27 protein-coding genes are annotated in these 24,582 nt (G+C 39.8%); 26 read left to right on the top strand and 1 reads right to left on the bottom strand.

All coding sequences use genetic code 11. The features are described from left to right. Positions 1-14 precede the first annotated feature (14 nt). The 24 genes from AC0VYH_RS14150 (at position 15) to spo0A (ending at position 20,956) form a co-directional block, all read left to right on the top strand. A complete protein-coding gene (locus tag AC0VYH_RS14150) occupies positions 15-674 on the top strand; it encodes a TetR/AcrR family transcriptional regulator (RefSeq protein ID WP_194222117.1) in 660 nt (219 codons plus the stop codon). Between the two features lie 206 nt (positions 675-880). Then, positions 881-1,141: a DUF2619 domain-containing protein gene (locus AC0VYH_RS14145; RefSeq protein ID WP_194222116.1), complete on the top strand. Its 261-nt coding sequence runs from the start codon at positions 881-883 to the stop codon at positions 1,139-1,141. 76 nt (positions 1,142-1,217) lie between these two features. Next, a complete protein-coding gene (gene spoIIIAA, locus AC0VYH_RS14140; RefSeq protein WP_194222115.1) occupies positions 1,218-2,153 on the top strand; it encodes a stage III sporulation protein AA in 936 nt (311 codons plus the stop codon). Between the two features lies 1 nt (position 2,154). Continuing rightward, positions 2,155-2,667, top strand: coding sequence for a stage III sporulation protein SpoIIIAB (spoIIIAB, locus tag AC0VYH_RS14135; protein WP_475372657.1), 513 nt, complete (start codon positions 2,155-2,157; stop codon positions 2,665-2,667). Positions 2,668-2,686: 19 nt separating this feature from the next. Further along, positions 2,687-2,893: a stage III sporulation protein AC gene (gene spoIIIAC / locus AC0VYH_RS14130; RefSeq protein WP_048308951.1), complete on the top strand. Its 207-nt coding sequence runs from the start codon at positions 2,687-2,689 to the stop codon at positions 2,891-2,893. Between the two features lie 12 nt (positions 2,894-2,905). Further along, positions 2,906-3,295 (top strand): stage III sporulation protein AD, encoded by a 390-nt coding sequence (gene spoIIIAD, locus AC0VYH_RS14125; protein ID WP_194222342.1) that lies wholly within the window; start codon positions 2,906-2,908, stop codon positions 3,293-3,295. Between the two features lie 15 nt (positions 3,296-3,310). Beyond that, positions 3,311-4,501 (top strand): stage III sporulation protein AE, encoded by a 1,191-nt coding sequence (spoIIIAE, locus tag AC0VYH_RS14120; protein ID WP_408962615.1) that lies wholly within the window; start codon positions 3,311-3,313, stop codon positions 4,499-4,501. 10 nt (positions 4,502-4,511) lie between these two features. Then, positions 4,512-5,117: a stage III sporulation protein AF gene (spoIIIAF, locus tag AC0VYH_RS14115; protein ID WP_475367736.1), complete on the top strand. Its 606-nt coding sequence runs from the start codon at positions 4,512-4,514 to the stop codon at positions 5,115-5,117. A gap of 5 nt (positions 5,118-5,122) precedes the next feature. After that, entirely contained in the window at positions 5,123-5,761 is a 639-nt protein-coding gene (gene spoIIIAG, locus AC0VYH_RS14110) for a stage III sporulation protein AG (RefSeq protein WP_475372656.1), read from the top strand. Then, a complete protein-coding gene (locus tag AC0VYH_RS14105; protein WP_475372655.1) occupies positions 5,762-6,325 on the top strand; it encodes a SpoIIIAH-like family protein in 564 nt (187 codons plus the stop codon). It abuts the gene before it with no gap. A 439-nt stretch (positions 6,326-6,764) separates the two neighbouring features. Then, positions 6,765-7,253 carry an acetyl-CoA carboxylase biotin carboxyl carrier protein gene (gene accB / locus AC0VYH_RS14100; RefSeq protein ID WP_194222110.1) on the top strand — a complete coding sequence of 163 codons (489 nt, stop codon included), beginning with the start codon at positions 6,765-6,767 and terminating at the stop codon, positions 7,251-7,253. A gap of 11 nt (positions 7,254-7,264) precedes the next feature. Then, positions 7,265-8,632 (top strand): acetyl-CoA carboxylase biotin carboxylase subunit, encoded by a 1,368-nt coding sequence (accC, locus tag AC0VYH_RS14095; protein ID WP_194222109.1) that lies wholly within the window; start codon positions 7,265-7,267, stop codon positions 8,630-8,632. A 10-nt stretch (positions 8,633-8,642) separates the two neighbouring features. Then, positions 8,643-9,038 carry an Asp23/Gls24 family envelope stress response protein gene (locus AC0VYH_RS14090; protein WP_194222108.1) on the top strand — a complete coding sequence of 132 codons (396 nt, stop codon included), beginning with the start codon at positions 8,643-8,645 and terminating at the stop codon, positions 9,036-9,038. 127 nt (positions 9,039-9,165) lie between these two features. Continuing rightward, complete coding sequence (gene nusB, locus AC0VYH_RS14085) at positions 9,166-9,552, top strand: transcription antitermination factor NusB (protein ID WP_404681630.1); 387 nt, start codon at positions 9,166-9,168, stop codon at positions 9,550-9,552. Between the two features lie 21 nt (positions 9,553-9,573). Further along, positions 9,574-10,932, top strand: a complete 1,359-nt coding sequence (gene xseA, locus AC0VYH_RS14080; protein ID WP_194222106.1) for an exodeoxyribonuclease VII large subunit — start codon at positions 9,574-9,576, stop codon at positions 10,930-10,932. Then, on the top strand, positions 10,919-11,155 hold the full coding sequence (locus AC0VYH_RS14075; RefSeq protein ID WP_194222105.1) for an exodeoxyribonuclease VII small subunit: 237 nt from the start codon (positions 10,919-10,921) through the stop codon (positions 11,153-11,155). The genes xseA and AC0VYH_RS14075 overlap by 14 nt, the downstream gene beginning before the upstream one ends. Further along, complete coding sequence (locus tag AC0VYH_RS14070) at positions 11,152-12,033, top strand: polyprenyl synthetase family protein (protein WP_242057410.1); 882 nt, start codon at positions 11,152-11,154, stop codon at positions 12,031-12,033. The genes AC0VYH_RS14075 and AC0VYH_RS14070 overlap by 4 nt, the downstream gene beginning before the upstream one ends. Positions 12,034-12,801: 768 nt before the next feature. Then, positions 12,802-13,410, top strand: a complete 609-nt coding sequence (locus tag AC0VYH_RS14065; protein WP_194222104.1) for a CNNM metal transporter family protein — start codon at positions 12,802-12,804, stop codon at positions 13,408-13,410. A gap of 18 nt (positions 13,411-13,428) precedes the next feature. Beyond that, complete coding sequence (dxs, locus tag AC0VYH_RS14060) at positions 13,429-15,321, top strand: 1-deoxy-D-xylulose-5-phosphate synthase (RefSeq protein ID WP_194222103.1); 1,893 nt, start codon at positions 13,429-13,431, stop codon at positions 15,319-15,321. 6 nt (positions 15,322-15,327) lie between these two features. Beyond that, positions 15,328-16,134, top strand: coding sequence for a TlyA family RNA methyltransferase (locus tag AC0VYH_RS14055; protein WP_194222102.1), 807 nt, complete (start codon positions 15,328-15,330; stop codon positions 16,132-16,134). 179 nt (positions 16,135-16,313) lie between these two features. Next, entirely contained in the window at positions 16,314-16,763 is a 450-nt protein-coding gene (gene ahrC / locus AC0VYH_RS14050) for a transcriptional regulator AhrC/ArgR (RefSeq protein WP_098444159.1), read from the top strand. Positions 16,764-16,798: 35 nt separating this feature from the next. Continuing rightward, positions 16,799-18,493, top strand: coding sequence for a DNA repair protein RecN (recN, locus tag AC0VYH_RS14045; RefSeq protein ID WP_194222101.1), 1,695 nt, complete (start codon positions 16,799-16,801; stop codon positions 18,491-18,493). A 124-nt stretch (positions 18,494-18,617) separates the two neighbouring features. Continuing rightward, positions 18,618-19,913: a SpoIVB peptidase gene (gene spoIVB, locus AC0VYH_RS14040; RefSeq protein ID WP_475372654.1), complete on the top strand. Its 1,296-nt coding sequence runs from the start codon at positions 18,618-18,620 to the stop codon at positions 19,911-19,913. Positions 19,914-20,155: 242 nt separating this feature from the next. Beyond that, positions 20,156-20,956: a sporulation transcription factor Spo0A gene (gene spo0A, locus AC0VYH_RS14035; RefSeq protein WP_194222100.1), complete on the top strand. Its 801-nt coding sequence runs from the start codon at positions 20,156-20,158 to the stop codon at positions 20,954-20,956. Between the two features lie 65 nt (positions 20,957-21,021). On the opposite strand, the gene AC0VYH_RS14030 is transcribed toward spo0A, so the two are convergent. Next, positions 21,022-21,261: a DUF2627 domain-containing protein gene (locus AC0VYH_RS14030; RefSeq protein WP_430244680.1), complete on the bottom strand. Its 240-nt coding sequence runs from the start codon at positions 21,259-21,261 to the stop codon at positions 21,022-21,024. Positions 21,262-21,498: 237 nt separating this feature from the next. Here AC0VYH_RS14030 and AC0VYH_RS14025 point away from each other — a divergent pair, with 237 nt between their 5' ends. Further along, positions 21,499-23,565 carry a sigma 54-interacting transcriptional regulator gene (locus AC0VYH_RS14025; RefSeq protein WP_475372653.1) on the top strand — a complete coding sequence of 689 codons (2,067 nt, stop codon included), beginning with the start codon at positions 21,499-21,501 and terminating at the stop codon, positions 23,563-23,565. A gap of 118 nt (positions 23,566-23,683) precedes the next feature. After that, the gene (yqiS, locus tag AC0VYH_RS14020; RefSeq protein WP_475367728.1) at positions 23,684-24,580 is read left to right on the top strand and encodes a phosphate butyryltransferase; all 897 of its coding nucleotides are present in this window, start codon (positions 23,684-23,686) and stop codon (positions 24,578-24,580) included. The last annotated feature ends 2 nt before the right edge of the window (positions 24,581-24,582 follow it).

Genomic DNA, 24,582 nt, shown 5'->3' with positions numbered 1-24,582 from the left:
GTCAGGGGGAGTTTATGAAAAAGATAGAAGACAGCATGGAATGGCTATTTGATGAAGAGGTAAGCGAGTCCGGAGATTTAACTGAGAAACAAAAACGCATTGTTAAAGCGGCAGTTGAAATGTTCCAGGAAAAAGGATTCTCCGCTTCCTCAACAAGTCAAATTGCGAGACGTGCTGGTGTAGCGGAAGGAACAATATTTCGCCATTATAATACAAAGAAAGACTTGCTGCTCGCTATTGTTACACCTGTTATGAGCCATCTTGTTGCCCCTTTCATCGTGAAAGATTTAGACAAAGTATTAAAACCAGACTATGAGCACTATGAGGATTTTTTGAGAGCTGTTGTAAAAAATAGACAGGCGTTCATACACAAGCACTTACCAATTGTTAAAATTTTGATGCAGGAGATTCCTTTTCATGAAGAACTTCGTACCCAATTTATCGAGCATGTAGCGAAGGATTTGTTTGATCGATTTGAAAAAGTGATCGTTCACTTCCAACAGAAAGGCGAATTAATCCAAATTCCGCCTTCCTCTGCGATCAGACTTTCGATAACAGCCGTTCTCGGGTTTTTTCTTGCACGGTATATTATGGTGCCGGAGAGTGAGTGGGATGATGAGCAGGAGATTGAACTGACAGTTCAATTTATATTAAATGGTTTAAAAGCAAAATGACCATCCAGCCTTCGCTGGGTGGTTTTTTTGTTTTCCTCCAATAAGTTCAATATTTTAAATGCAACAATTTAGCTAACATACTATTTGCCTCAGGTGCATTATGAAGCTGATTTCTCAATAATGAAATGAGTTATATGATTTACGAATTTCTTCTGAAAATCATAAATTCATCATAAGTTGTACAAACAATTTGTGGGAGGCTAGAGATGATTCATTCCGTTCTTGTCATGGGAGTGCTTCGAATACTTTCTGGTGTGATTGAGCTTACAGCAGCGATTCTCATTCTTTTTATTCAGGATCTAAGAACAGCCATGATGATTAATGCCATTCTCGCTATAGTTGGTCCAATTATTTTAGTAGTTACCATGTCAGTGGGGTTGATTGGTCTAGCAGGTGATCTATCAATTATGAAAATTATTTTTATCATGATAGGGGTTGCCTTTATTTTAATTGGAACCCTTTCATAGATTTAGTAGAGACATAATTTAATCAAGGCAGGAATAGTAGTGTAGGGAGAAACAAGCTTAGAGAGGGGGGACATTCTTGGAAGAAGTTCTTCGCGTGCTTCCGGAAAATGTACAAAAAATCTTGAATCAGTATTCAATTGTTGAAAGATCGACGATTGAAGAAATTCGAATGCGTATTAACCGTCCACTTGAGATCATGATCAACGGGAAGCCGGATTTTCCTCTCTTAAATGGCCAGGGCTATTTTATTTCAAAAGATGATGGTCTACAAATGATAAATAAGCTAAGTCACTACTCTCTCTATGCTCTGGAAGAAGAACTTAAAAAAGGTTTTGTAACGATTGAGGGAGGGCATCGTGTAGGCCTCGCAGGGAAGGTTATTACACTAAATGGACATGTCAAAGCCATTAGAGATATTGCTTCATTTAATGTGAGAATTGCGAAGCAAAAGCTTGGAATAGCTATACCGCTAGTATCATATCTATATGCTGGAAGGTGGATGAATACGATTATATTAGGGCCACCTCAGTCTGGTAAAACGACAATGCTTCGTGATTTAACTCGACTTATGGCTGAAGGAGATGAATTAAGAAGGATTCCATCAGCAAAGGTAGGCGTTGTCGATGAGCGCTCAGAAATAGCTGGATGTGTACAGGGGATCCCTCAACATCGATTGGGAGACCGTGTTGATGTACTCGACGCGTGTCCAAAAGCGGAAGGAATGATGATGATGATTCGCTCCATGAGTCCAGAAATACTGATTGTAGATGAAATTGGACGAAAAGAAGACAGTGAAGCGATTATCGAAGCAATAAATGCTGGGATTAATCTCGTAGTGACAGTCCATGGGACGAAATTGGATGATTTAAACCGTAGGCCAAGTATGCAGGGGTTATTAAAGTCGGGGTGCTTTGATCGTATCGTCGAACTGTCGCGAGAAGATGGTCCAGGAACAATTAGTGCGATTAAAGATAAAACCGGTAAGGAAATTCGACGTAAAAAGGTGATCTAGCATGAAGTTACTAGGTGCAGTGCTCATCATTATGGCAAGCACATGGGCAGGTGTGGAATGGTCCAGGACAGTTAGTGAACGGTCACGCCAATTACGTCAGTTGAAGGCGGCATTACAGTCACTAGAAGCAGAGATTGTTTACGGAATGACACCTTTAAGCGTTGCTTGTAGTCATATATGTAGACAGGTTGGTCATCCTGTATCGTGGTTTTTTGATTCATTTAGGAGGAAGCTTAAGGCAGGCCATGCTACTGCGTATGAAGCATGGATCGAAAGTATGGAGGAAGTTTGGAAATACACTGCCTTTAAAAATGAGGAAAAAGAAGTGATGAAGCAATTAGGCGCTACCATTGGTCAGCATGATCGAGAACATGAGCAAAAGCAACTGAAGCTGGCATTAATTCACTTAGAGAGAGAAGAAAGTGAAGCGAGAGATAATCAGATGAAATATGAAAGAATGTTTAAAAGCCTTGGTGTACTTGGCGGTATTCTTCTTGTCATACTTTTGATTTAGTCATTGGGAGGAAGCGTAGATGAATCATGATGTAAATACGATTTTTCAAATAGCTGGTATTGGTATTATCGTTGCCATGCTTCATACAATCTTAAAGCAAATGGGAAAAGAGGAATACGCGCACTGGGTCACTTTAATAGGATTTATTGTTGTCCTTTATATGGTCATTACAATTATAGATGATCTTTTTCAGAAAATACGAGGAGTCTTCCTTTTTCAAGGGTAGGGGGTGACTGCGATTGATATTTTACAAATAGTCGGCTTAGGATTAATCGCTACCTTCCTAGTTATTGTGGTCAAAGAGCAAAAGCCTGTGTTTGCCTTCACGATTACGGTTTTCACAGGCGCTTTAATTTTTCTCTACTTAATAGGAGAAATTCAACACATTATTCGAATGCTTGAAAGTCTTGCAGCAAAAGCGAATGTTGAAATCGTGTATGTGGAAACGGTTTTAAAAATTATCGGAATCGCTTATATAGCAGAATTCGGTGCGCAAATTGTAAGAGATGCGGGTCAAGGCGCAATTGCATCGAAAATTGAACTTGCTGGTAAGTTGTTGATTCTTGCTATGGCAATTCCAATCTTAACGTTAATCATAGAAACAGTATTGAAATTATTACCATCATAAGAGGGGGAGAGGGACATGCCTCACATGAAAAAAATGCTGTTGATGCTGCTATTCCTCTGCTTTTCTCTTATGTTTTTTGAATCTTCCGTAGCGGCAAAAGGGGAAGAGGAGCCTCTTTCAAGTCAATTTGTAGACAAGCAGTTAAATACGCTTGGTTTACAAGAAATACAAGATTATTGGGATGAAGTCATTGAAGAATACGGGGGTTTTTTACCTGAAAGTCAGAAAGGCTCCTTTATGGAATTCATTAAAGGAGAAAAGCAGATATCTTTAAAAGCGTATTTTATTGGCCTACTAAAGTTTCTCTTCCATGAACTGCTTGTGCATGGAAAGCTTCTTGGGAGTCTGATCCTTCTTACAATCTTTAGTATCCTTCTGCAGAACATGCAAAATGCATTTGAACATAAAGCAGTTAGTACAGTAGCGTATGGCATTATTTATATGGTTTTAATTATCCTGGCACTAAATAGCTTTCATGTTGCGATTCAGTATACAGAAGATGCTATAGCTAACATGATGGGATTCTTACTTGCATTAATTCCATTGCTTTTAGCTTTAATGGCATCTGTGGGTGGAGTAGCTTCTGTTGCTTTCTTTCATCCGATCGTCTTATTTCTTGTAAATACTGGTGGATTACTTATTCAGAAGTTTGTACTTCCAATGCTCTTTCTATCAGCGGTCCTCGCTATTGTAAGTACTATCAGTGAGCAGTACAAGGTTACCCAGCTTTCTAATTTATTACGAAATGTAGCGATAGGAACTCTTGGCGTTTTCTTTGCGGTTTTTTTAGGGGTTATTTCAGTACAAGGTGCGACAACTGCGGTAGCGGATGGCGTTACGATAAGAGCTGCGAAATTTGTAACGGGTAACTTTATCCCAGTCGTTGGTCGGATGTTTACAGATGCCACCGACACGGTGTTAAGCGCCTCTGTTCTATTAAAAAACACGGTGGGCTTAGCTGGGGTTGTCATTCTCTTAATGATATGCGCTTTTCCGGCGCTAAAAGTATTATCACTAGTACTAATCTATAATATTGCTGCAGCGGTGATTCAACCATTGGGCGGTGGTCCAATTATTCAATCCCTAAATGTTATATCAAAAAGCATTTTGTTCATATTTGCGGCCCTTGCTATTGTTTCATTGATGTTCTTTCTTGCTGTAACGATTATTATAGCATCTGGCAATATTACGTTAATGGTGCGTTAGGAGGTGTCGTGTGGATATTATTACAGGCTGGATTACAAATATTATTGTGTTAATTCTTCTAGCAACAGTTCTAGAACTATTGTTGCCAAATTCAAATATGCAGCGTTATGTAAAGATGGTTATAGGTTTAATGTTAATGGCGGTTATTTTATCTCCTATACTCACGATTTTCACTAAAGACTTTGATGCCATGCTCCGAACAGTAACGCTCACTGACTCAACTCAAAATGCAAATATGGAAAATCAGATAGAATCAAAGAAAAGTGAAATACAAGCATCCAATGCTGCATATATTGAAGAACAAATGGCTGTCCAAATGAAAAGCCAGGTAGAAAAGGAGTTGAGGGACCAGTTTAACCTCGAGATCACAAGCGTTAGTCTTCAGTTAAAGAATCTTGATGGGGAAAAGGATATTGATCAAATTGCAGTAACAGTAAATGAAGCAGGAGCAGAAAAATCTGTTCAGGAAGTGGATGCTGTATCCGTATCAATTGATATTCAGGAGGAAGAGGTCGAAGCAACGGATACTCTCTCTCGTAAGGTTGCATACTTTCTTGCAGATGAGTGGGAGCTGTATCCAAAACAAGTCGGAGTTCAGGTGAAAGGAGGAGAGTAGGGAACGTGGATGAAAAACCAACTAGCTGGCTTGATCAATTGAAGAAGCCTAAAAAGAAAAAGGGAATCCCGTTATTATATTTGATTATTGCTGCGGGGATTGGCGTTATCTTCATGTTTTCCGGAAGCTTTTTCCAGTCACCTGAACAAGTCCAGGAAGTGTTTTTAGAGCAGGCGAGCTCAAAGGATAGTGAACCTACCTTTAGTCAAAAGAAGTCCAATCCGTCGTCTATGGCTGAATACGAGAATGTATACGAAACACAGCTGAAAGAAGCTTTAGATGAAGTGGCAGGAGTTTCTGATGCCACAGTTATTGTAAATTTAGATTCTACAGAAGAAAAAATCGTTGAGAAAAACAGCACTTCTACTGATAAATATACGGACGAATCTCCAAATGATGGAGGTTCAAGAAAGATTGAAGAACAGTCAAGTGAAGAACAAGTTGTCGTCATTCAAAATGACAACGGACAGGAGCCTATCATTGTTAGTACAAAGAAGCCTGTCGTACGAGGAGTTGTAGTGGTAGCGGTTGGAGCAGAGAATATGGAAGTAAAGAAAATGATCGTGGATGCAGTAACAAGACTGCTAGACGTCAAGAGTCACCGTGTCATGGTGCTTCCGAAAAAATTAAAGGGGGAATCCTAAATGGTTTTGAAAAAGCAAACAGTGTGGTTACTAACGATGTTAAGTTTAATCATTGTTTTATCAGCCTATTATATTATGACTCCTGGAACTGATAATGTAGCGTTTGTAGGGGATCAGGATCAAGAGCAGAGTGGTGAGGAAAGTAAGGGAGAAGAGGCAAAAGAAACGAACGCAGAAGAAGGAGATACTGTTTCTTCAAGTGTTTCAAGTGAGGAAGGTTTTGCATCCATAAGACTTGAGATTCAAGAACAACGAGATGCAGCGATTGAAGACTATACGGCAGTTATTGCAAGCGAAGCATCTGCTGACCTTAGAAATGAGGCACATGAGCAACGTCAAGAATTGATGGCATTATCTCAAAAAGAATCTGTATTGGAAAATGTGATAAAGTCAGAAGGGTATAGCGATGCGGTAGTTTATACGCTAGATGATGATAAAGTAAGAGTTATTGTTAAAGCAGATCAACTCTCGAATGAAGAGGCCAACAACATTATGGTACTAGCAGAAGAACAGTTAGGAGAAGGCCATAGAATAGCGGTTGAATTTCAGGCTGCAGCAAAGTAAAGATGGAGTTCACTCCATCTTTTTTGTTTTGACCCATTTATGCTCTGAAAATATTGTGAAAAAAGTTTCGTTCAGAATGAAGGGTTATTGCCAAATAAAAAAAAGTAGATAAAGCACCAATTTTTAAAGTAAGCGTACATAGATAATCCACATAATATTTTATAGGTGAAAACGTTTTCTGTGTTTGTTACCCTTATAATAGGGCGGTGTGCAAAGATGCCTTCTACCAAGTAAACTGAAGATATGATATGATGAATAGGCTTAGGACCTGCTTTTATATAATGGTCTTAATTCTGAGGTTTGATTTGTTAGATGGAATGCTGGAGATACTAATACACATCTTTATTATGCTATAATTGCTATAAGTTGGAGCGTGTCTTCTGCACAGAAAAACCTCCTAAATACTAAATTTGAAAAAAGATGACAGGGAGTGGAAGTCTTGTTAAAAGTTCAAGAAATTCGCGAATTGATCAAACTTATTGATCAATCAAGCATTGATGAATTCGAATACGAAAATGATGGGTCTAAAATTGTTTTAAAGAAAAACGACGTACAATATGCTGAGGCACCTGTACAGCAGCCTGTACAGCAGCCCGTTGCACAACAGGCACCTGAGCCAGTGAAGCAAGTGGCGTCTTCTTCAAAAGAGCAAGCTACTGAAGAACCAAAAGAAGAGAAACAGGATGAATCATTACATAAGATAGAATCCCCAATGGTGGGAACGTTCTATGCTCGTCCAAATCCAGAGTCAGATCTTTATGTGAAAACAGGAGAAAAAGTTTCGGAAGATAGCGTAGTCTGCATCATTGAAGCAATGAAGCTTTTTAATGAAATAGAAGCAGAGGTAAATGGAGAAATCGTAGAAATGCTAGTTGAAGATGGTCAGCTGGTTGAATACGGACAGCCTCTGTTTTTAGTGAAAGCATAGGTGATGATAGGATGGAGATTAAGAAATTACTAGTAGCTAACCGCGGAGAGATAGCAGTAAGAATCATACGAGCTTGTGAAGAGCTCGGAATAGAAACAGTAGCCGTATATTCCCAGGCAGATAAAGATGCGCTTCATGTTAGACTTGCTGATGAAGCTTATTGTATCGGACCCACAGCAGCAAAAGACAGCTATTTAAATTTTACAAATATCATGAGTATTGCTACTGTGACAGGGGTTGACGCCATTCATCCCGGATATGGTTTTCTAGCTGAAAATGCCGATTTTGCTGAACTTTGTAGAGAATGCAATGTGACGTTTGTTGGTCCTAGTCCTGAAGCCATTAATCGCATGGGCACGAAAGACGTTGCTAGAACGACAATGAAGGAAGCTGGAGTTCCGATTGTACCTGGCTCTGAAGGGATTATTAAAGATGCTGACGAGGCAGTAGCTCTTGCGAACGAAATGGGTTACCCCGTCATTATTAAAGCGACTGCTGGCGGTGGCGGTAAAGGAATCCGTATTGCTAAGGATGAGAATGAATTAGTAAAAGGAATCAATATTACGCAACAAGAAGCCTCTACCGCATTTGGAAACCCTGGGGTTTACATTGAAAAGTTTATTGAAGACTTCCGACATGTAGAGATCCAAGTCCTTGCAGATAATCATGGGAATGCGATCCATCTAGGTGAGCGTGATTGTTCTATCCAAAGGCGTTTACAAAAGCTAGTGGAAGAAACCCCTTCTCCAGCTCTTGACGCAACAATTAGAAAGAAAATGGGAGATGCGGCAGTGCGAGCTGCTCAAGCCGTTCAATATTCTGGTGCAGGAACTGTGGAGTTTATTTTTGAGCCAACAGGGAATTTTTATTTTATGGAAATGAATACGCGCATTCAAGTTGAGCACCCTGTGACTGAGATGGTAACGGGTATTGACTTAATTAAGGAACAAATCCGAGCAGCTTCTGATGAAGAACTTCGATACAAACAAGAAGATGTGACGTTTAAAGGATGGGCGATTGAGTGCCGTATCAACGCAGAAGATCCTGACAAAAAGTTTATGCCGTCCCCTGGTAAGGTTGAAATGTACCTGCCGCCGGGTGGATTTGGAGTTCGAGTTGATTCAGCTGTTTATCCAGGGTATGATATTTTACCTTTTTATGATTCAATGGTTGCAAAGCTGATTACTTATGCTGATACTCGAGAAGAAGCTATCGCTAGAATGAAGCGAGCACTAGGAGAATTTGTCGTTGAAGGTGTTAAAACAACTATTCCGTTCCATATGCGCCTTATGAATCATGAGAAATTTGTAAGCGGCGATTTCAATACAAAGTTTCTTGAGAAATATGATTTAACAGAGCAATCAATGAATTCTAAGTGAGGTGTTCAGAATGAATGAACTTCAATCATTTGAAATGGAAGAGCACGATACTGGTCTTGGAAAAGTAGAGATTTCACCTGAAGTTATCGAAGTCATTGGAAGTATTGCAGCTTCTGAAGTTGATGGTGTAGCAGAGATGAGAGGGAATTTCGCCTCTGGTGTTGTAGAACGCTTTGGGCGAAAGGATCATCGAAAAGGCGTCAAGGTGGAACTTGATGAAGATGGGATCATCTTAGATGCCTATGTGGTGGTAAGCTATGGTTTATCCATTCCGGAAGTATGTGAGAAGGTTCAGGAAAATATCCGTCAGGCCCTTCTTACAATGACTGCTCTAGAAATCAGTGCCGTCAACGTGAGTGTTGTAGGCATTACATTTGATAAAAAAGAACCAGAGAACGAAGAATAAGCAGCGGGGATTGTCCCCCTGCTTTTTTGTTTGTGAAAACAATTGGACATTGCAAAACCTGTATTTGTCCTCTACAGTATGCTATTATTTATTGGTATAGCAATATTAGCGTAAAGGGAGTATAGCAATGAAAAGAAGACATGCAAGAGAAAAAGCCATCCAGGTATTGTTTCAAATAGATGTAACAGACACCGATCCACGTGAGGCTCTTCAACACGTTTTAAATGAGGGAGAAGGTGACGAGTTTCTATCTGAGCTTGTCTTCGGAACGCTTGAGAACCTCGAAAAAATTGATGAAGTCATTAAAGAAAATCTTGTGAACTGGACATTTAATCGGATCGGAAATGTTGACCGTTCAGTACTACGCATGGCTTCTTATGAAATGGTAGTCAGAGATGATATACCCGTTAACGTTAGTTTAAATGAAGCCGTTGAACTTGCGAAGTTATTCGGTGGAGAAGAATCAGGGCGTTTTGTGAATGGTGTCCTCTCTAAGATCATCCAAAAAAGCTAATTTAAGTAGGAGGGGATAGTTGTGAAAGCGGATCGCTATATTTCGGTAACGGCGCTTACGAGACATGTTAAGCGAATGATTGATAATGAACCTGCACTGCAAGATGTCTGGTTGCGTGGCGAATTATCCAATGTGAAGCTTCACAATCGAGGACATCTTTACTTTACAGTTAAAGATGATAAATCACGTGTTCAGGCTGTCATGTTTGCAGGAAATAATCGGCATATGAAATTCAAACCCGAAAGCGGAATGAAAGTACTGATCCGTGGAGAAATATCTGTGTTTGAGCCATATGGCCAATATCAGCTCTACGCAAAAGAAATGCAGCCTGATGGAATTGGTAATCTTTATTTAGCTTACGAAGAGCTGAAACGAAAACTCGAATTTGAAGGATTGTTTTCTGATAACCTCAAACAGCAAATTCCACGCTATCCTACAGAAATTGGCGTTATTACTTCCCCTACTGGAGCGGCCATTCGAGATATTTTCACGACAATTAAAAGACGGTATCCAGCTGCGCGAATTACGGTTTTTCCCGTTCTCGTGCAGGGAAATCGTGCTAAGGGATCGATTGTTCAAGCCATAGAGATGGCGAATGCGATGAAAATGATTGATGTGCTGATTGTGGGGCGTGGCGGTGGATCTATTGAAGAACTATGGGCATTTAATGAAGAAGAAGTCGCAAGAAGTATTGCTAGGTCGCACGTACCGATTATTTCTGCGGTAGGCCATGAAACGGACTTTACGATTGCGGATTTCGTTGCTGACTTAAGAGCGCCGACACCAACTGGTGCTGCTGAATTAGCAGTCCCTAGTGTAGTGGAATTGAAAGAGCGAGTTGATCAAAGAGTACATAGACTCATGAGAGTAATGCAAGAAAAACTTGTCTCCGATCGAGATCGGCTGTCAAACCTCCAAAAGTCTTATGCTTTTCGCTATCCAGATCAACTATTGAAGCAAAAGGAACAAGAGCTTGATTTGCAAGTAGAGCGATTGCAGAGAAATATGAAGCGGTTATTGTCGTATACAAAAGAACAAGTCGATCGAAACCATAAGCAATTAAAAAAGCAGCACCCCCAAAAACTTCTAAAAGAAGCGAGTCAAGAGCTTGTAGAGCTCAAGAATTCTTTGAATAAGGAAATGCAACGTGTTTTAGTTGGAAAACAACGTGATTTCTCACTTGCTGCTGGGAAATTGAATGCATTAAGCCCATTGAAAGTAATGGAGCGGGGGTATAGTCTTGCATATAAAGAAGAAGAACTCATTAAGTCTGTTAGTCAGGTCCAACCTGGAGATGTTCTTAAACTTGAAATGACAGATGGAAAAATTGATTGCCATGTATGGGGATTAGAGGAGAGTGATTCGAATGGAGAAAAATGAGAACGTCACATTTGAAGAAGCAATGGAAAAGTTAGAACAAATCGTAGGGGCCTTAGAAGAGGGAAACGTTCCTCTTGAAAAAGCTATTTCACTCTTTCAAGAGGGGATGAACTTATCAAACATCTGTCATGAAAAACTACAATCCGTTGAAGGGAAAATGGATCAAATTGTTGAGGAAAACGGTGAAATCAAGCGTTTTTCTGTGCAGGAGGATGAAGCGTGATCCAAGATCTTAGCTCTTATATGAATGAGTGTAAAAAACTGCTTGATCAAGAACTGCCTTCATATATTAATCATCTTGAAATGCCAGAATCATTAAAAGAAGCGATGTTGTATTCGATTCATGCGGGAGGGAAGCGGATCCGCCCGATATTAATGCTTGCTACTGTAGAAGCATTTGGCGAATCGATTGATCAAGCAATTCCCATTGCCTGTGCTGTAGAAATGATTCATACGTATTCGCTAATTCATGATGATTTGCCCGCTATGGACAATGATGATTTGCGTCGAGGAAAACCTACAAACCACATCGTTTTCGGCGAAGCGGCGGCTATTCTAGCTGGTGATGCCCTTTTAACCCAAAGCTTTGAACTTATTGCAGACTCCAACTTAACGAGCGAGCAAAAAGTAGAGCTTATTAAGTTATTGTCTCATGCTGCTGGACCTTCGGGTATGGTTGGGGGGCAAATGGCAGATTTGGATGGTGAAAAACAAGCATTAACGTTAGAACAACTTGAGTATATTCATCATCATAAGACTGGGAAGCTTCTTATGTTTTCCATTATGGCAGGGGCGATTATTGGAAATGCTTCGCCACTTCAACGGGAACATCTCCAAGCATTCGGTGAGCACATCGGGTTATCTTTCCAAATAAGTGACGATATCCTTGATGTTGAAGGAGATGAAGGCAAGATTGGTAAACAACCAGGAAGTGATGAGAATAACGAGAAAAGCACATATCCTAAGCTTCTGTCCTTAAAGGGCGCTAAAGAAAAATTAAAGCATCATTTTGATGAGGGATTATCTCACCTTTCTGCCGCTAACATAAAGGAAAATAGATTAAGGTCGATTGCAAAGTTTATTGTAGAGCGTGATCATTAACATATAATTGAGCATAATCATAACCTGTGGTATAATAAGTTAAGATTGAGTGGTGCAGTATTCTAGTCAGTTCGCCATTTCTGAAGGCGGGCCTAAAAATCCGCCATAGGGCACATCGATGAAGTTCCTGGTGTTGGCTTGAGTCGCCCAGACTTGGGTCGATGCTGGGAGTTAAGGTCGCAGGGCGATCCACAAAGGCATGTGGGCGTTGACCCTGCTTCCGCGGAGGCCCATTCTTGTAGTAGAGCGGTTAACGCTGCCTGCTATGAATTGGGGTATGAACCTGTTGCAGCTGCATGGGAACGCAGTTGAACAGCGTAGCCTGCCTTGAGTGGAGCTAGAGGGGATTATGGATTATTGGAAATTTGCAGCTCGGCCGGCCGCTTTTTTCCTACCACCCATATGAAATCTGCTCTGCAAAAGAGGCTAGGAAATGTGTGGAACTGTTGAGGAAAACTCCTAGACTGTTCCGAGTGACACTTAAAGGGGATTATAGTGCGGACTAAGTGGTAATCCAGTCTAGCGCATGGTGACTACGCTAAGATAGATATAAAGGGAAACCGCCTGAATGGCGACGTTCAGGTATCTATCTGGGAAAACCTACTGGACCTAAGCCGCAGTCTTTACTCTTTAAGTGACCACTCTTCAATACATATGAGTAAAGGGGTGTTCAACTGACAGGGAACAGGGGGAAACGAACTGACCCCATGAATTCCTGCCAGATGGATACCTATTTTTATGTAATTATATAATGGACAAGGAGTAGATATGAAAGCTTCCGTATCAAAATCCATAAACTGGAGTTTAGCTATTGCCGTTATCACACTTGTGTTAGCGGCTATTTTTTCAATTATATCGACGGCAGTATTAAGTGGTGTATCTTGGGCAATTGGTATGATTGTAGTATTATTAATCGTTCTAATTGGTATTTTCTTTGATACAATTGGGGTTGCTTCAACAGCAGCAAATGAGGTACCCTTCCACGCCATGGCTGCTGAACGCCTAACCGGGGCGAAGCATGCAATTTTTGTTACACGTAACGCAGATCGCGTAGCAAGCTTCTGTAATGATGTAATTGGTGATATTTCGGGTATTATAAGTGGTACAGCCTCCGCAACCGTTGTCGTACAATTAACACTTCAACTTGGACATAGCGATGGATCTTTGTTTCAATATATAGTATCAGTAGTATTTACCAGCGTCATAGCTGCGTTGACGGTCGGAGGAAAAGCGCTCGGAAAAACGTTTGCGATCCATTTTTCTACTGGAATCATTTTTCAAGTAGGTCGGTTCTTATATTATGTAGAAAAAACATTTAAAATTAAAATGGTAGGCAACCAATCCAAAAAGAAAAAGGGAAACCGTAAATCGAAATAAGAAGGGGAGGACATTCCCATGGATTTAGAAAAGATTGAGAATCCTAAGTTTCTCAAAAATTATGATATCAATGAAATGACCGAGCTTGCAGAAGAAGTTAGAAGTTTTTTAATTAATAAATTGTCTGAAACTGGTGGACATCTTGGTCCTAACCTTGGTGTGGTTGAACTGACAATCGTTCTTCACAAAATTTATGATAGTCCAAAAGATAAATTTATCTGGGATGTAGGACACCAAGCATACGTTCATAAAATTCTGACAGGACGAGCTTCTAGATTTGATACTTTGCGAAAATACAAAGGTCTTTGTGGATTCCCTAAGCGAAATGAGAGTGAGCATGACGTTTGGGAAACTGGTCATAGTTCTACATCATTATCTGCGGCGATGGGTATGGCTGCTGCTCGTGATATGAAAGGAAGCGACGAGAGTGTTGTCGCGATCATAGGGGATGGCGCATTAACAGGTGGAATGGCCTTAGAAGCGCTCAACCATATTGGTCATGAGCAGAAAGATATGCTAGTGATTTTAAATGATAACGAAATGTCGATTGCTCCTAATGTTGGAGCACTTCATAATATTCTAGGAAAACTTCGTACAGCAGGTAAATATCATAAAGCGAAAGAAGAGCTTGAATATTTGCTTAAGAAAATCCCTGCTTTCGGTGGTGCGCTTGCATCGACTGCTGAGCGTGTTAAAGATGCTCTAAAATATCTATTGGTGTCTGGTATTTTCTTTGAAGAACTTGGATTTACCTACCTTGGACCAGTAGATGGGCATGACGTTGAAGCTCTAATGGAGAATATTAAGTACGCTAAGAAAACAAAAGGGCCTGTCCTTATCCACGTGTTAACAAAAAAAGGAAAAGGTTATCAACCGGCTGAAAGCGATCAGATCGGTGTATGGCACGGTGTCAGTCCTTATAAAATCGAAGCTGGTGAACAGATTAAACCGAAAGTTGCTGCCCCAGGCTACAGTAAGGTAGTAAGTGAAACAGTACGGAAGCTCGCTGAAAAAGATGATCGCATTTCTGTTATTACGCCAGCTATGACAGTTGGTTCAAAATGGGAAGCGTTCGAAAAGCAATTTCCAGAAAGACTTTTTGATGTAGGAATTGCAGAACAGCATGCTACAACGATGGCTGCAGGACTTGCTACACAAAATCTGAAGCCTGTCTTATCTATCTACTCCACGTTTCTCCAAAGAGCCTATGATCAGCTTGTTCACGACGTGTGCAGGCAGAATCTAAACGTATTTCTTGCAGTTGATCGTTCTGGTCTTGTCGGAGCAGACGGGGAAACACATCAGGGAGTATTCGATATCTCGTTCCTTCGTCATTTACCGAACATGGTCTTAATGATGGCTAAAGATGAGAATGAATTGCAACATATGGTGAATACTGGAATGAAGTATAATCAAGGACCGATTGCAGTTCGGTATCCGCGAGGAAATGGCATCGGTACGAAGATGGATAAAGACTTAAAAGAAATTCCAATTGGTACTTGGGAAGTGATTCGCGAAGGAACAGATGTCGCACTCCTTTCTTTTGGTCCTACGCTTCAAGACCTTTTGAAAGCTGCAGAGAAACTTGAACAAGAAGGCATCTCAGCTCGAGTAATTAATGCTCGTTTTATTAAGCCTCTTGATGAGAAAATGATGGCTGAACTTATGCAAGAAGGAATTCCGATGTTAACAGTGGAGGAAGCGATTCTTCAAGGTGGATTTGGTAGTGCTATACTTGAATATGTGAATGACAGCGGTTATCAACACGGTACAATTCAAAGAATGGGCATACCAGATGCATATATTGAACACGGCAGTGTCAATGAACTATTAAAAGAAATCGGCTTAACTCCAGATGATATTGTTGCGAAAGCAAAGAAAATAATTCCAGCAAAACAAAAGAGGGCATAAAAGAGAATGGCTAAGAAGGAAAGACTTGATGTAATCCTTGTTAATCGTGGACTAATCGATACAAGAGAAAAAGCAAAAAGAGCGATCATGGCTGGCCTTGTATTTTCGGAAACAGAAAGAATGGACAAGCCGGGTGTGAAAGTAGCAGAAGACATTAGTTTACAAATAAAAGGTGATACGCTTCGTTATGTTGGACGCGGTGGTTTAAAACTTGAGAAGGCGATTAACGTCTTCTCTCTTCTCACCGAAAACAAAGTTGTATTGGATATCGGCTCATCTACAGGTGGGTTTACGGATTGCGCGCTGCAAAATGGTGCTTCACTCGTGTATGCACTTGATGTTGGTTATAATCAATTAGCTTGGAAATTACGTGTAGATGACCGAGTAGTTGTTAAAGAAAGAACAAATTTTAGATATGCAGAGAAAGCAGACTTTGAACAGGGGTTGCCAGATCTTGCCACCATAGATGTCTCCTTTATTTCCTTAAAATTGATTTTGCCAGTTCTTAAGCAGATCTTAAAAGAAAATGGAGAAGTGATTGCACTTGTAAAACCTCAATTCGAAGCTGGAAGAGGAGAAGTTGGGAAAAAAGGAATCGTACGTGATAAAAAAATTCACTTACGTGTACTAAAAGAAATGATGGACTTCGCGACTAAAGAAGGCTATCAGATCAAAGGCATCTCTTTTTCTCCAATAACCGGTGGTGAAGGAAATATCGAATTTTTATTATACTTGGGCTGGCAGCAGGATATGGTTAACGAAACAATTCCTACGCCTGAAGAAGTTGTAGAAGAAGCGCATCAAAAGTTATAGAGGATACACGCTGTGTGTCCTTTTTCTCGTTCGTCACTGTACCAGAGAAGTTTATTCGTATTTAGTCCAGAAAATATCTTTTTACGAGTGAATATTTATGAGGGTCTATACAAAAGAGAAGCGTGGCTATATAATAAGGCTGTCAGATTTTACTTACCGGAACTTCTGGAGGTTATACAATGAATAAAGGACAACGTCATATCAAAATTCGTGAAATGATTGCCAATCAAGATGTTGAAACACAAGATGAACTTGTGTATTGCCTGAAGAGCGCTGGCTTTAATGTAACTCAAGCCACTGTTTCACGGGATATTAAAGAACTTCATCTTGTTAAAGTGCCAACAATTGATGGTAGATACAAATACAGTCTTCCTGCAGATCAGCGCTTTAATCCACTTCAGAAATTGAAGAGAACATTAACAGATGCATTTATTAGCATAGATCATGCGGATCATCTTATCGTTATGAAAACGCTTCCTGGTAATGCGAATGCGATTGGTGCGCTAATAGATAATTTAGACTGGGAAGAAATCATGGGAAACATTAGCGGAGATGATACTATATTAATCATTTGCAAAAGTGCTGATGCTGCACCTATGTTATCACAACGCTTTATTGACATGCTTTAGGAAAATGAAAGAGGATCTTTTGAAGGTGGGAGAATATGTTAGCGGAACTATCCATTCGTAATTTTGCGATCATAGAAGCGATCACCGTTTCATTTGATCGTGGATTAACAGTCCTTACTGGAGAAACGGGCGCAGGTAAATCCATTATCATAGATGCCATTGGACTTTTAGTTGGTGGGAGAGGTTCTGCTGAATTCGTTCGTTATGGAACAAAAAAAGCAGAAATCGAAGGGTTGTTTCACATTGAACCTGAGCATCCAACAGTTCAAAAACTTGAGGACGTTGGGATTGAGTTTACTGATGATATGGTCGTATTGCGACGTGATATCTCAAATACTGGTAAGAGCATTTGTCGAGTCAATGGAAAGTTAGTCACACTCGGGATTTTAAGGGAAATTGGTCAAACACTTATTGATATACATGGGCAGCATGAACACCAAGATTTGATGCAATCAGACAAACATTTAACGTTGCTCGATCAATTTGGTGACCGTGCTATTAGTCCGGCGTTAGTGGAATATCGAGACATTTTTCAAAGATACAAGAAAATTCAGCAGCAGATGAAGAATCTGACAGAAAACGAACAACAAATGGCACATAGATTAGATTTAATTCAATACCAACTTGAAGAAATTTCAAAAGCAGAATTATCTCCAAATGAAGATGAAGAATTAATGGAAGAGAAGCTACGTCTTGGCAATTTTGAGAAATTATTTTCTGCTCTTCAAGATGTCTATCATTCTCTGCATGGAGATAATAAAGGATTAGACTGGGTAGGACTTGCGATGGCGCAACTTGAATCAGTAACTGATCTTGATGAGGAATTACAAGGATACCACGAAGAAGTAGCTAATCAATTTTATCTGCTTGAAGAAACGGCTGGAAAGTTAAATACATATCGAGATCAACTTGAATTTGATCCTGCTCGTCTAGATTTTGTAGAAGAGCGTCTTAATGAAATACAGGTGCTCAAAAGGAAATACGGTGAATCGGTAGAAGAAATTTTGGAATATGCTGCTTCTATTGAAGATGAAGTCGATGAACTTGTAAATAGAGAAGACCGCGTAGAAGAGCTTGAATCCAATTTAAAAGGTATTAAAGCGGACCTGACCGTAGAAGCGGAAAACCTTACAAGACTTCGTAAAAAGGTCGCCAGTGATCTTGTAGAGGCGATTCATCATGAACTTAGAGATTTATATATGGGAAAGACAGAATTTGCTATTCATTTTAACGACTTAAATAATAAAAAAGAATCCTTTCACAGATCAGGACAAGATGATATTGATTTCATGATCTCTACAAATCCAGGTGAGCCGCTTAAAGAGCTTTCAAAAACAGCATCTGGCGGAGAATTATCACGTATAATGCTAGCGTTAAAATCCATCTTTTCAAAACACCAGGGAATAACCTCTATTATTTTTGATGAGGTTGATACAGGTGTTAGTGGAAGAGTTGCTCAAGCGATGGCTGAGAAGATTCAGCGCCTTTCTTCTGGTTCACAAGTTCTTGTTATTACACATCTTCCTCAGGTTGCCGCAATGGCTGACCATCACCTTTATATTTCTAAAGAAGAAACGGGTGAAGGGCGAACAAAGACAAGTGTTGGTAATTTAAGTGATGAAGAACAAATTGAAGAACTTGGAAGAATGATATCTGGCGCTGAAATGACAGAGCTAACAAAGAAACATGCGAGAGAATTATTGCATCAAGCGAACCAAATAAAATCATGATTTGAAATGCTATCCAACTCAGGGTAGCATTTTCATTTTTAGAGGTTATAATAACCGCGACTCAAGGCAAAATTATAGATACAGCCATGTTGGAGGTGTGAGCAAGAGCGAGGAGAGTGAAGGATTGAAGATAGAGATGTTTCGTAAATTGTTAGGCGTAGTTCTCCTTGGTTTTTTAATTGCACTTGGTTTTTCAAAGCCAGTACAATTATTTTTAACTATCCCAGACGAGATTATCATGTTCGAAGGAGATCAAACTAGGATCTCATCTGTAATACCCGCTGTTGCTTCGCTAGGAAGTACAGAAGTGGCAAGCCTAGATCAGCAGCAAAGCAACCTTACGATAAACGGCAAAAAAAGCGGTTCTGATATTCTGGATTTAACGGTAGGCGATTTCCCGGTCAAAAAAGTTGGCGTGAAAGTTCTTCCTGATTTTAAGGTTATACCTGGAGGACAGTCTATAGGTGTTAAATTAAACACACGTGGGGTGTTAGTAGTTGGCCACCATTTAATTCATACAAATGAGGGAGATCGTTCTCCGGGAGAAATAGCAGATATACAAGTTGGCGATATTATTACTAAGATCAATGGTCAGACCGTTAAGAAAATGAGTGATATTGGAACAATTGTTAAGAAAGCCGGTAGCGACGGTAATGCACTAAAAGTTACAATCGTGAGAGAAAATGAAGAATTAAGTAAGAAGCTGATTCCGGTGAAAGATAAACAAAATGAATCATACCGGATTGGATTATATATACGTGATTCTGCAGCTGGAGTTGGAACATTAACATTTTACCATCCTAATACAAAGAAGTATGGTGCACTCGGACACGTTATATCTGATATGGATACAAAAAAGCCAATTGTAGTGAACCATGGAGAAATTTATCCATCATCTGTCACTTCTATTGAAAAAGGGAGCAATGGACATCCAGGTGAGAAGCTGGCTAGATTTTCTAATACGGCCCAAAAGCTTGGAACGATTACGCGCAACAGTCCATTTGGAATCTTTGGAGAAATGAATGATGAAGTCAAAAAAGGCATGTATGACCAACCAATGCCTATTGCACTTTCTCACCAAGTGAAGGAAGGTCCTGCCAAAATATTAACAGTGGTTAAAGGTAGTGAAGTAAAAGAATACGATGTAGAAGTGATCAGTTCAATACCACAGAAGTTTCCAGCTACAAAAGGAATGGTTATTAAGGTAACGGATTCTGAACTATTAAAAGAAACAGGTGGAATTGTACAGGGAATGAGTGGAAGTCCGATTATTCAAGAGGGAAAAGTAATCGGTGCAGTCACGCATGTGTTCGTCAATGATTCCACTTCAGGCTATGGTGTTCACATTGAATGGATGCTTGAAGAGGCTGGGATTAATATTTATGAAGAAAGTCGTCATGAGAAGCGAACAGCGAGCTAAAAAAAGCTCACTGTTCGCTTTCTTTCGTTTTTCAACCATGATATACTGTGGATGAAGAAAATTCGACAAAATTGAAAGAGTATTCAGAAAAAAGAGTAACGTGTAGTAAATTGAAGAATAGCTAAGAATTATGTGGAATAAATATTGTTTTTAAAAGTTTTTAGAAATTTTAGAGGAAATTTACCAAATCCGTTGAATGTCTATACTACGGTAACCAAACTTGTGGAAGGAGAGACGGAACCGTGCAAAAAATAAAAGTATGTTTAGCTGATGATAATCGCGAATTAGTTAATTTGATTGAGGAATATATGTCACGACAGGAGGATATGGAGGTAGTCGGAACCGCTTCCAATGGTCAGGAGTGCTTGGAAGTGCTTGAAGATCACGAGCCTGATGTACTTGTTCTAGATATTATCATGCCTCATCTCGATGGCCTAGCAGTTCTGGAACGCTTACGTGAAATGAATTACACTTGTAGCGTTATTATGCTTACTGCGTTCGGACAAGAGGATGTAACCAAAAAAGCTGTGGACCTTGGAGCATCCTACTTTATTTTGAAGCCGTTTGATATGGATAATTTGGCAAGCCATGTGAGGCAGGTAAGTGGTAAGAAAACAACGTTTACCACAAATGGCGGATCATACAAACGCCCGCAACGAGAAAACAGACCAAGAAACCTTGATGCAAGTATCACTAGTATTATTCATGAAATTGGAGTTCCTGCACATATTAAAGGTTACATGTATTTGAGAGAAGCGATCACGATGGTTTACAATGATATTGAACTACTTGGATCTATTACGAAGGTCTTGTATCCAGATATCGCAAAGAAATTCAATACAACCTCTTCAAGAGTTGAGCGGGCTATCCGTCATGCAATCGAAGTAGCATGGAGTCGAGGGAATGTGGAGTCTATTTCCAATCTGTTTGGTTATACAGTAAGCATGTCAAAAGCAAAACCAACAAATAGTGAATTCATTGCGATGGTTGCCGATAAGCTTCGCATTGAGCACAATATGGATAATTATTCTCATAGCAGGTAAAGTGCACTATTAAATAATTTATAACGAAAAACAAAGCCCGAAATCAAAAGGGCTTTGTTTTTTTGTTATTGTTTCTTTGAAGAAAATTTCTGCTGCACTTTATTTCGCTTACGATCACGATAGAAAATAAACCCACCGACAAAAGAAAGACCGGCTATAAGAAAGACTAGACCGAGAATGAATTGAACAATAAGAGAATTGAACGGTGGGTTAAGTACACCGAAAAGAACGTCTCTCATTAATTTAATACCGATTACTCCTAAAATCCCTGGTATTAATACGATAAGTAAAGCGATTAACCTCATTACCCGCGCACCCTTTCTAGACATCACTAGTGTTATTGTAGCGAACTCTGAATAAAGTGTCTATGCGTGTTTGTACCGGATTTTGTTACAACGGCATTGAGAAATACTAAATGGATAATCAACACGATAAGTTAACATAGTCAAAAAAGTGAACCATGCATGATTTGTCAAAATAAGAAAAGAGATGTATGATAGGTATGAAATATATTGCATGTATAGGATGCAGGTGATGAATATTTGCGAACATGTATGATTGTAGGTGCCGGAAAAGGCGGGGTAGCACTTTTGGATATCTTACAAGAGACTGAAATGATGAATGTTATTGCAATGGTTGATTGTAATTTAGATGCGCCTGGTATTCTTAAAGCTCGTCAAAGCGGCATTGCTGTTTTTGACAATTGGAAAGTTGCACTAAAGCGTTTTGAAATCGATGTCATTGTTGAAGCTACTGGAAATGAGAGTGTTTTTGAAGAGATTAGAGACATGCGAGAGAAGCATACTGTATTGATTCCAGGTTCAGTTGCTAACATCGTCCTTAAGTTAATTGAAGAAAAAGAAGATTTAATTGACACTTTACGCCATCAATCAAAACAGCAGGAAATTATTCTTGATTCTACTCATGACGGTATGATTGCGGTCAATATAAATGAAGAAGTGACGTTATTTAATCGGAGTGCTGAGAAAATTACTGGAATTTCCAAAACACATGCTGGTGGAAAAATAATTGGGTCTCTCATGGCCTCTAGCATGTTGCCTCGGGTTTTATCTTCCGGCCAGCCGGAAATTAATCAAGAGCAGCTTCTTCCAAATGGGAAAAAAATTATTACGACACGAATCCCGATGTTTGATGATGAAGGCAGACGAATTGGCGCATTAGCGGTTTTTAAAGACATGACAGCTATTGAGCAAATGGCACAAGAAGTTACTAATTTAAAAAGCGTGCAGTCAATGCTTGAAGCCATTATTCAATCATCTGATGAAGCGATTTCTGTTGTTGATGAACAAGGGAAAGGTCTAATGATCAATCCGGCTTATACGAGGTTAACGGGTCTTGAACATGACCAAGTTATTGGCAAGCCGGCGAGTACAGACATATCTGAAGGTGAAAGCATGCATATGCGTGTATTAAGGACCAGGAAGCCTGTGCGTGGTGTTCAGATGAAGGTTGGACCGAGTAAGAGAGAAGTTGTTGTTAATGTTTCTCCGGTTATTGTCGATGGCAGATTGAAGGGCAGTGTAGGCGTCATTCACGATATTTCAGAACTTCATTCATTGAATAGTCAACTGCAGAGAGCAAGACAAATTATTCGAACGCTTGAAGCGAAATATTCATTTGAAGATATTATAGGGAAATCAGAAGAAATGACGTTTTCTGTCCAGCAAGCAAAGCTTGCAGCCTCTACACCAGCAACCGTGCTCCTCCGTGGAGAATCCGGGACTGGGAAAGAACTATTTGCACATGCCATACATAATGCCAGTGATCGTAAGTACAACAAGTTTGTTAGAGTGAACTGTGCGGCTATTTCAGAATCACTATTTGAAAGTGAACTTTTTGGCTATGAGGACGGTGCGTTTTCAGGTGCCCGTCAAGGGGGGAAACGAGGACTTTTTGAAGAAGCGAATGGCGGAAGTATTTTTCTTGATGAAATTGGAGAGGTGTCATTAGGTACACAGGCGAAGCTTCTTCGCGTTCTTCAGGAACGTGAAATTGTTCGAGTGGGTGGAGCGAAGCCGGTTTCCATCAATGTAAGAATTATTGCAGCCACCAATGCAAAACTTGAAAAAAGAATAATCGATGGTTCATTTAGGGAAGATTTATACTATCGATTAAATCGTTTACCGATCCAAATCCCTCCACTAAGGCAACGCAAAGAAGATATTGCTTCACTTGCTGAGCATCTTCTTACAAAAATCAACCAAGATTATGGAAGAAACGTTGAGGGGATTACGTCATCAGCTATTGATTATTTAAAAAGCTATGATTGGCCTGGAAACGTTAGAGAATTTGAAAATGTACTTGGTAGAATTGTTATTCATATGGATACATCTGAAACCATGATTGACCTTGAACATCTTCCGTCCTTATTAAGCGAAAAGAAAGACGCTGATTTATTGTCGGTAGAACGTACCCCTGACAAAATGCTATCCCAGTTAGTTGATGAATTTGAGAGGAAAACGATTCAGCAAACTCTTGAGCATTACGGTGGGAATAAAACTGCCACGGCAAAGGCGTTAGGAGTGTCACTTCGAAATTTGTATTATAAAATGGAAAAACACGAAATTGAAAAATCTAGCATGCAATAATTTGCATGGGTTGCGAATTATTGCATAGTTCAATAACCGCGAATCCTTGTTGCGTCAACAAGTGAGAATTGGCATGGAACTTGCATAATAGTATGATGGCGTAAAAGGAGGGACATCAATGAATCTAGATCAACTTGTGAAGAAGGTAGCGGAACAGCCGACTAAAACAGTTGCGCTTGCCTCCGCGGCAGATCAAGAAGTGATTGAAGCAGTTCATAAAGCCATTGACAAACAACTTGCTTCATTCATCCTTTACGGAGATCAGAACAAAATCGAGCAAATGCTAGATAATCACGGATTATCTCAATCAACATTTATCAAGGTTGTCCAGGCTCGATCAGACCAGGAGGCTTCGAGAGCTGCTGTTATGGCGGTTAGAAATGGAGAAGCTGATGTGTTAATGAAAGGAATGGTCTCCACTTCGGTTATTTTAAAAGAAGTTTTAAATAAAGAATATGGGTTACGAAAAGGAAAAGTACTTTCTCACATAGCTGCGTTTGACGTTCAGGGATACGAACGCCTGATCTTCGTGACAGACTCAGGTATGAATATTGCCCCGGATTTAACGCAAAAGGTTGAAATTGTTAAAAACGCTGTATATATTGCGAAAAGCATTGGTGTTACATTACCTAAAGTTGTACCGCTTGCTGCAGTAGAAGTGGTCAATCCTGCTATGCAGGCGACGCTTGATGCATCAGCACTTACACAAATGAATAATAGAGGTCAAATTGCTGATTGTATCATTGATGGACCACTTGCACTAGATAATGCTATTTCTGTCGAGGCAGCTGAGCATAAAGGGATAAAGAGTGAAGTTGCAGGTAAAGCAGATATTCTTCTTGTCCCTTCAATTGAAGTGGGGAATGCACTATATAAATCACTCGTTTATTTTGCAAATGCAAAAGTTGGTGGAGTTATTGCAGGTGCAAAGGCGCCAATTGTTTTAACTTCTCGAGCAGATAGTGCACAAAGTAAAGTTTATAGTATCGCGCTTGCGGTTAGTTCAGCTAAATAAAT

It is taken from the genome of Anaerobacillus sp. QJM3NY_32, assembly GCF_056173645.1.
Note: the sequence above shows the minus strand (reverse complement) of the source record. Positions and strands in the feature narration are given on the sequence as shown.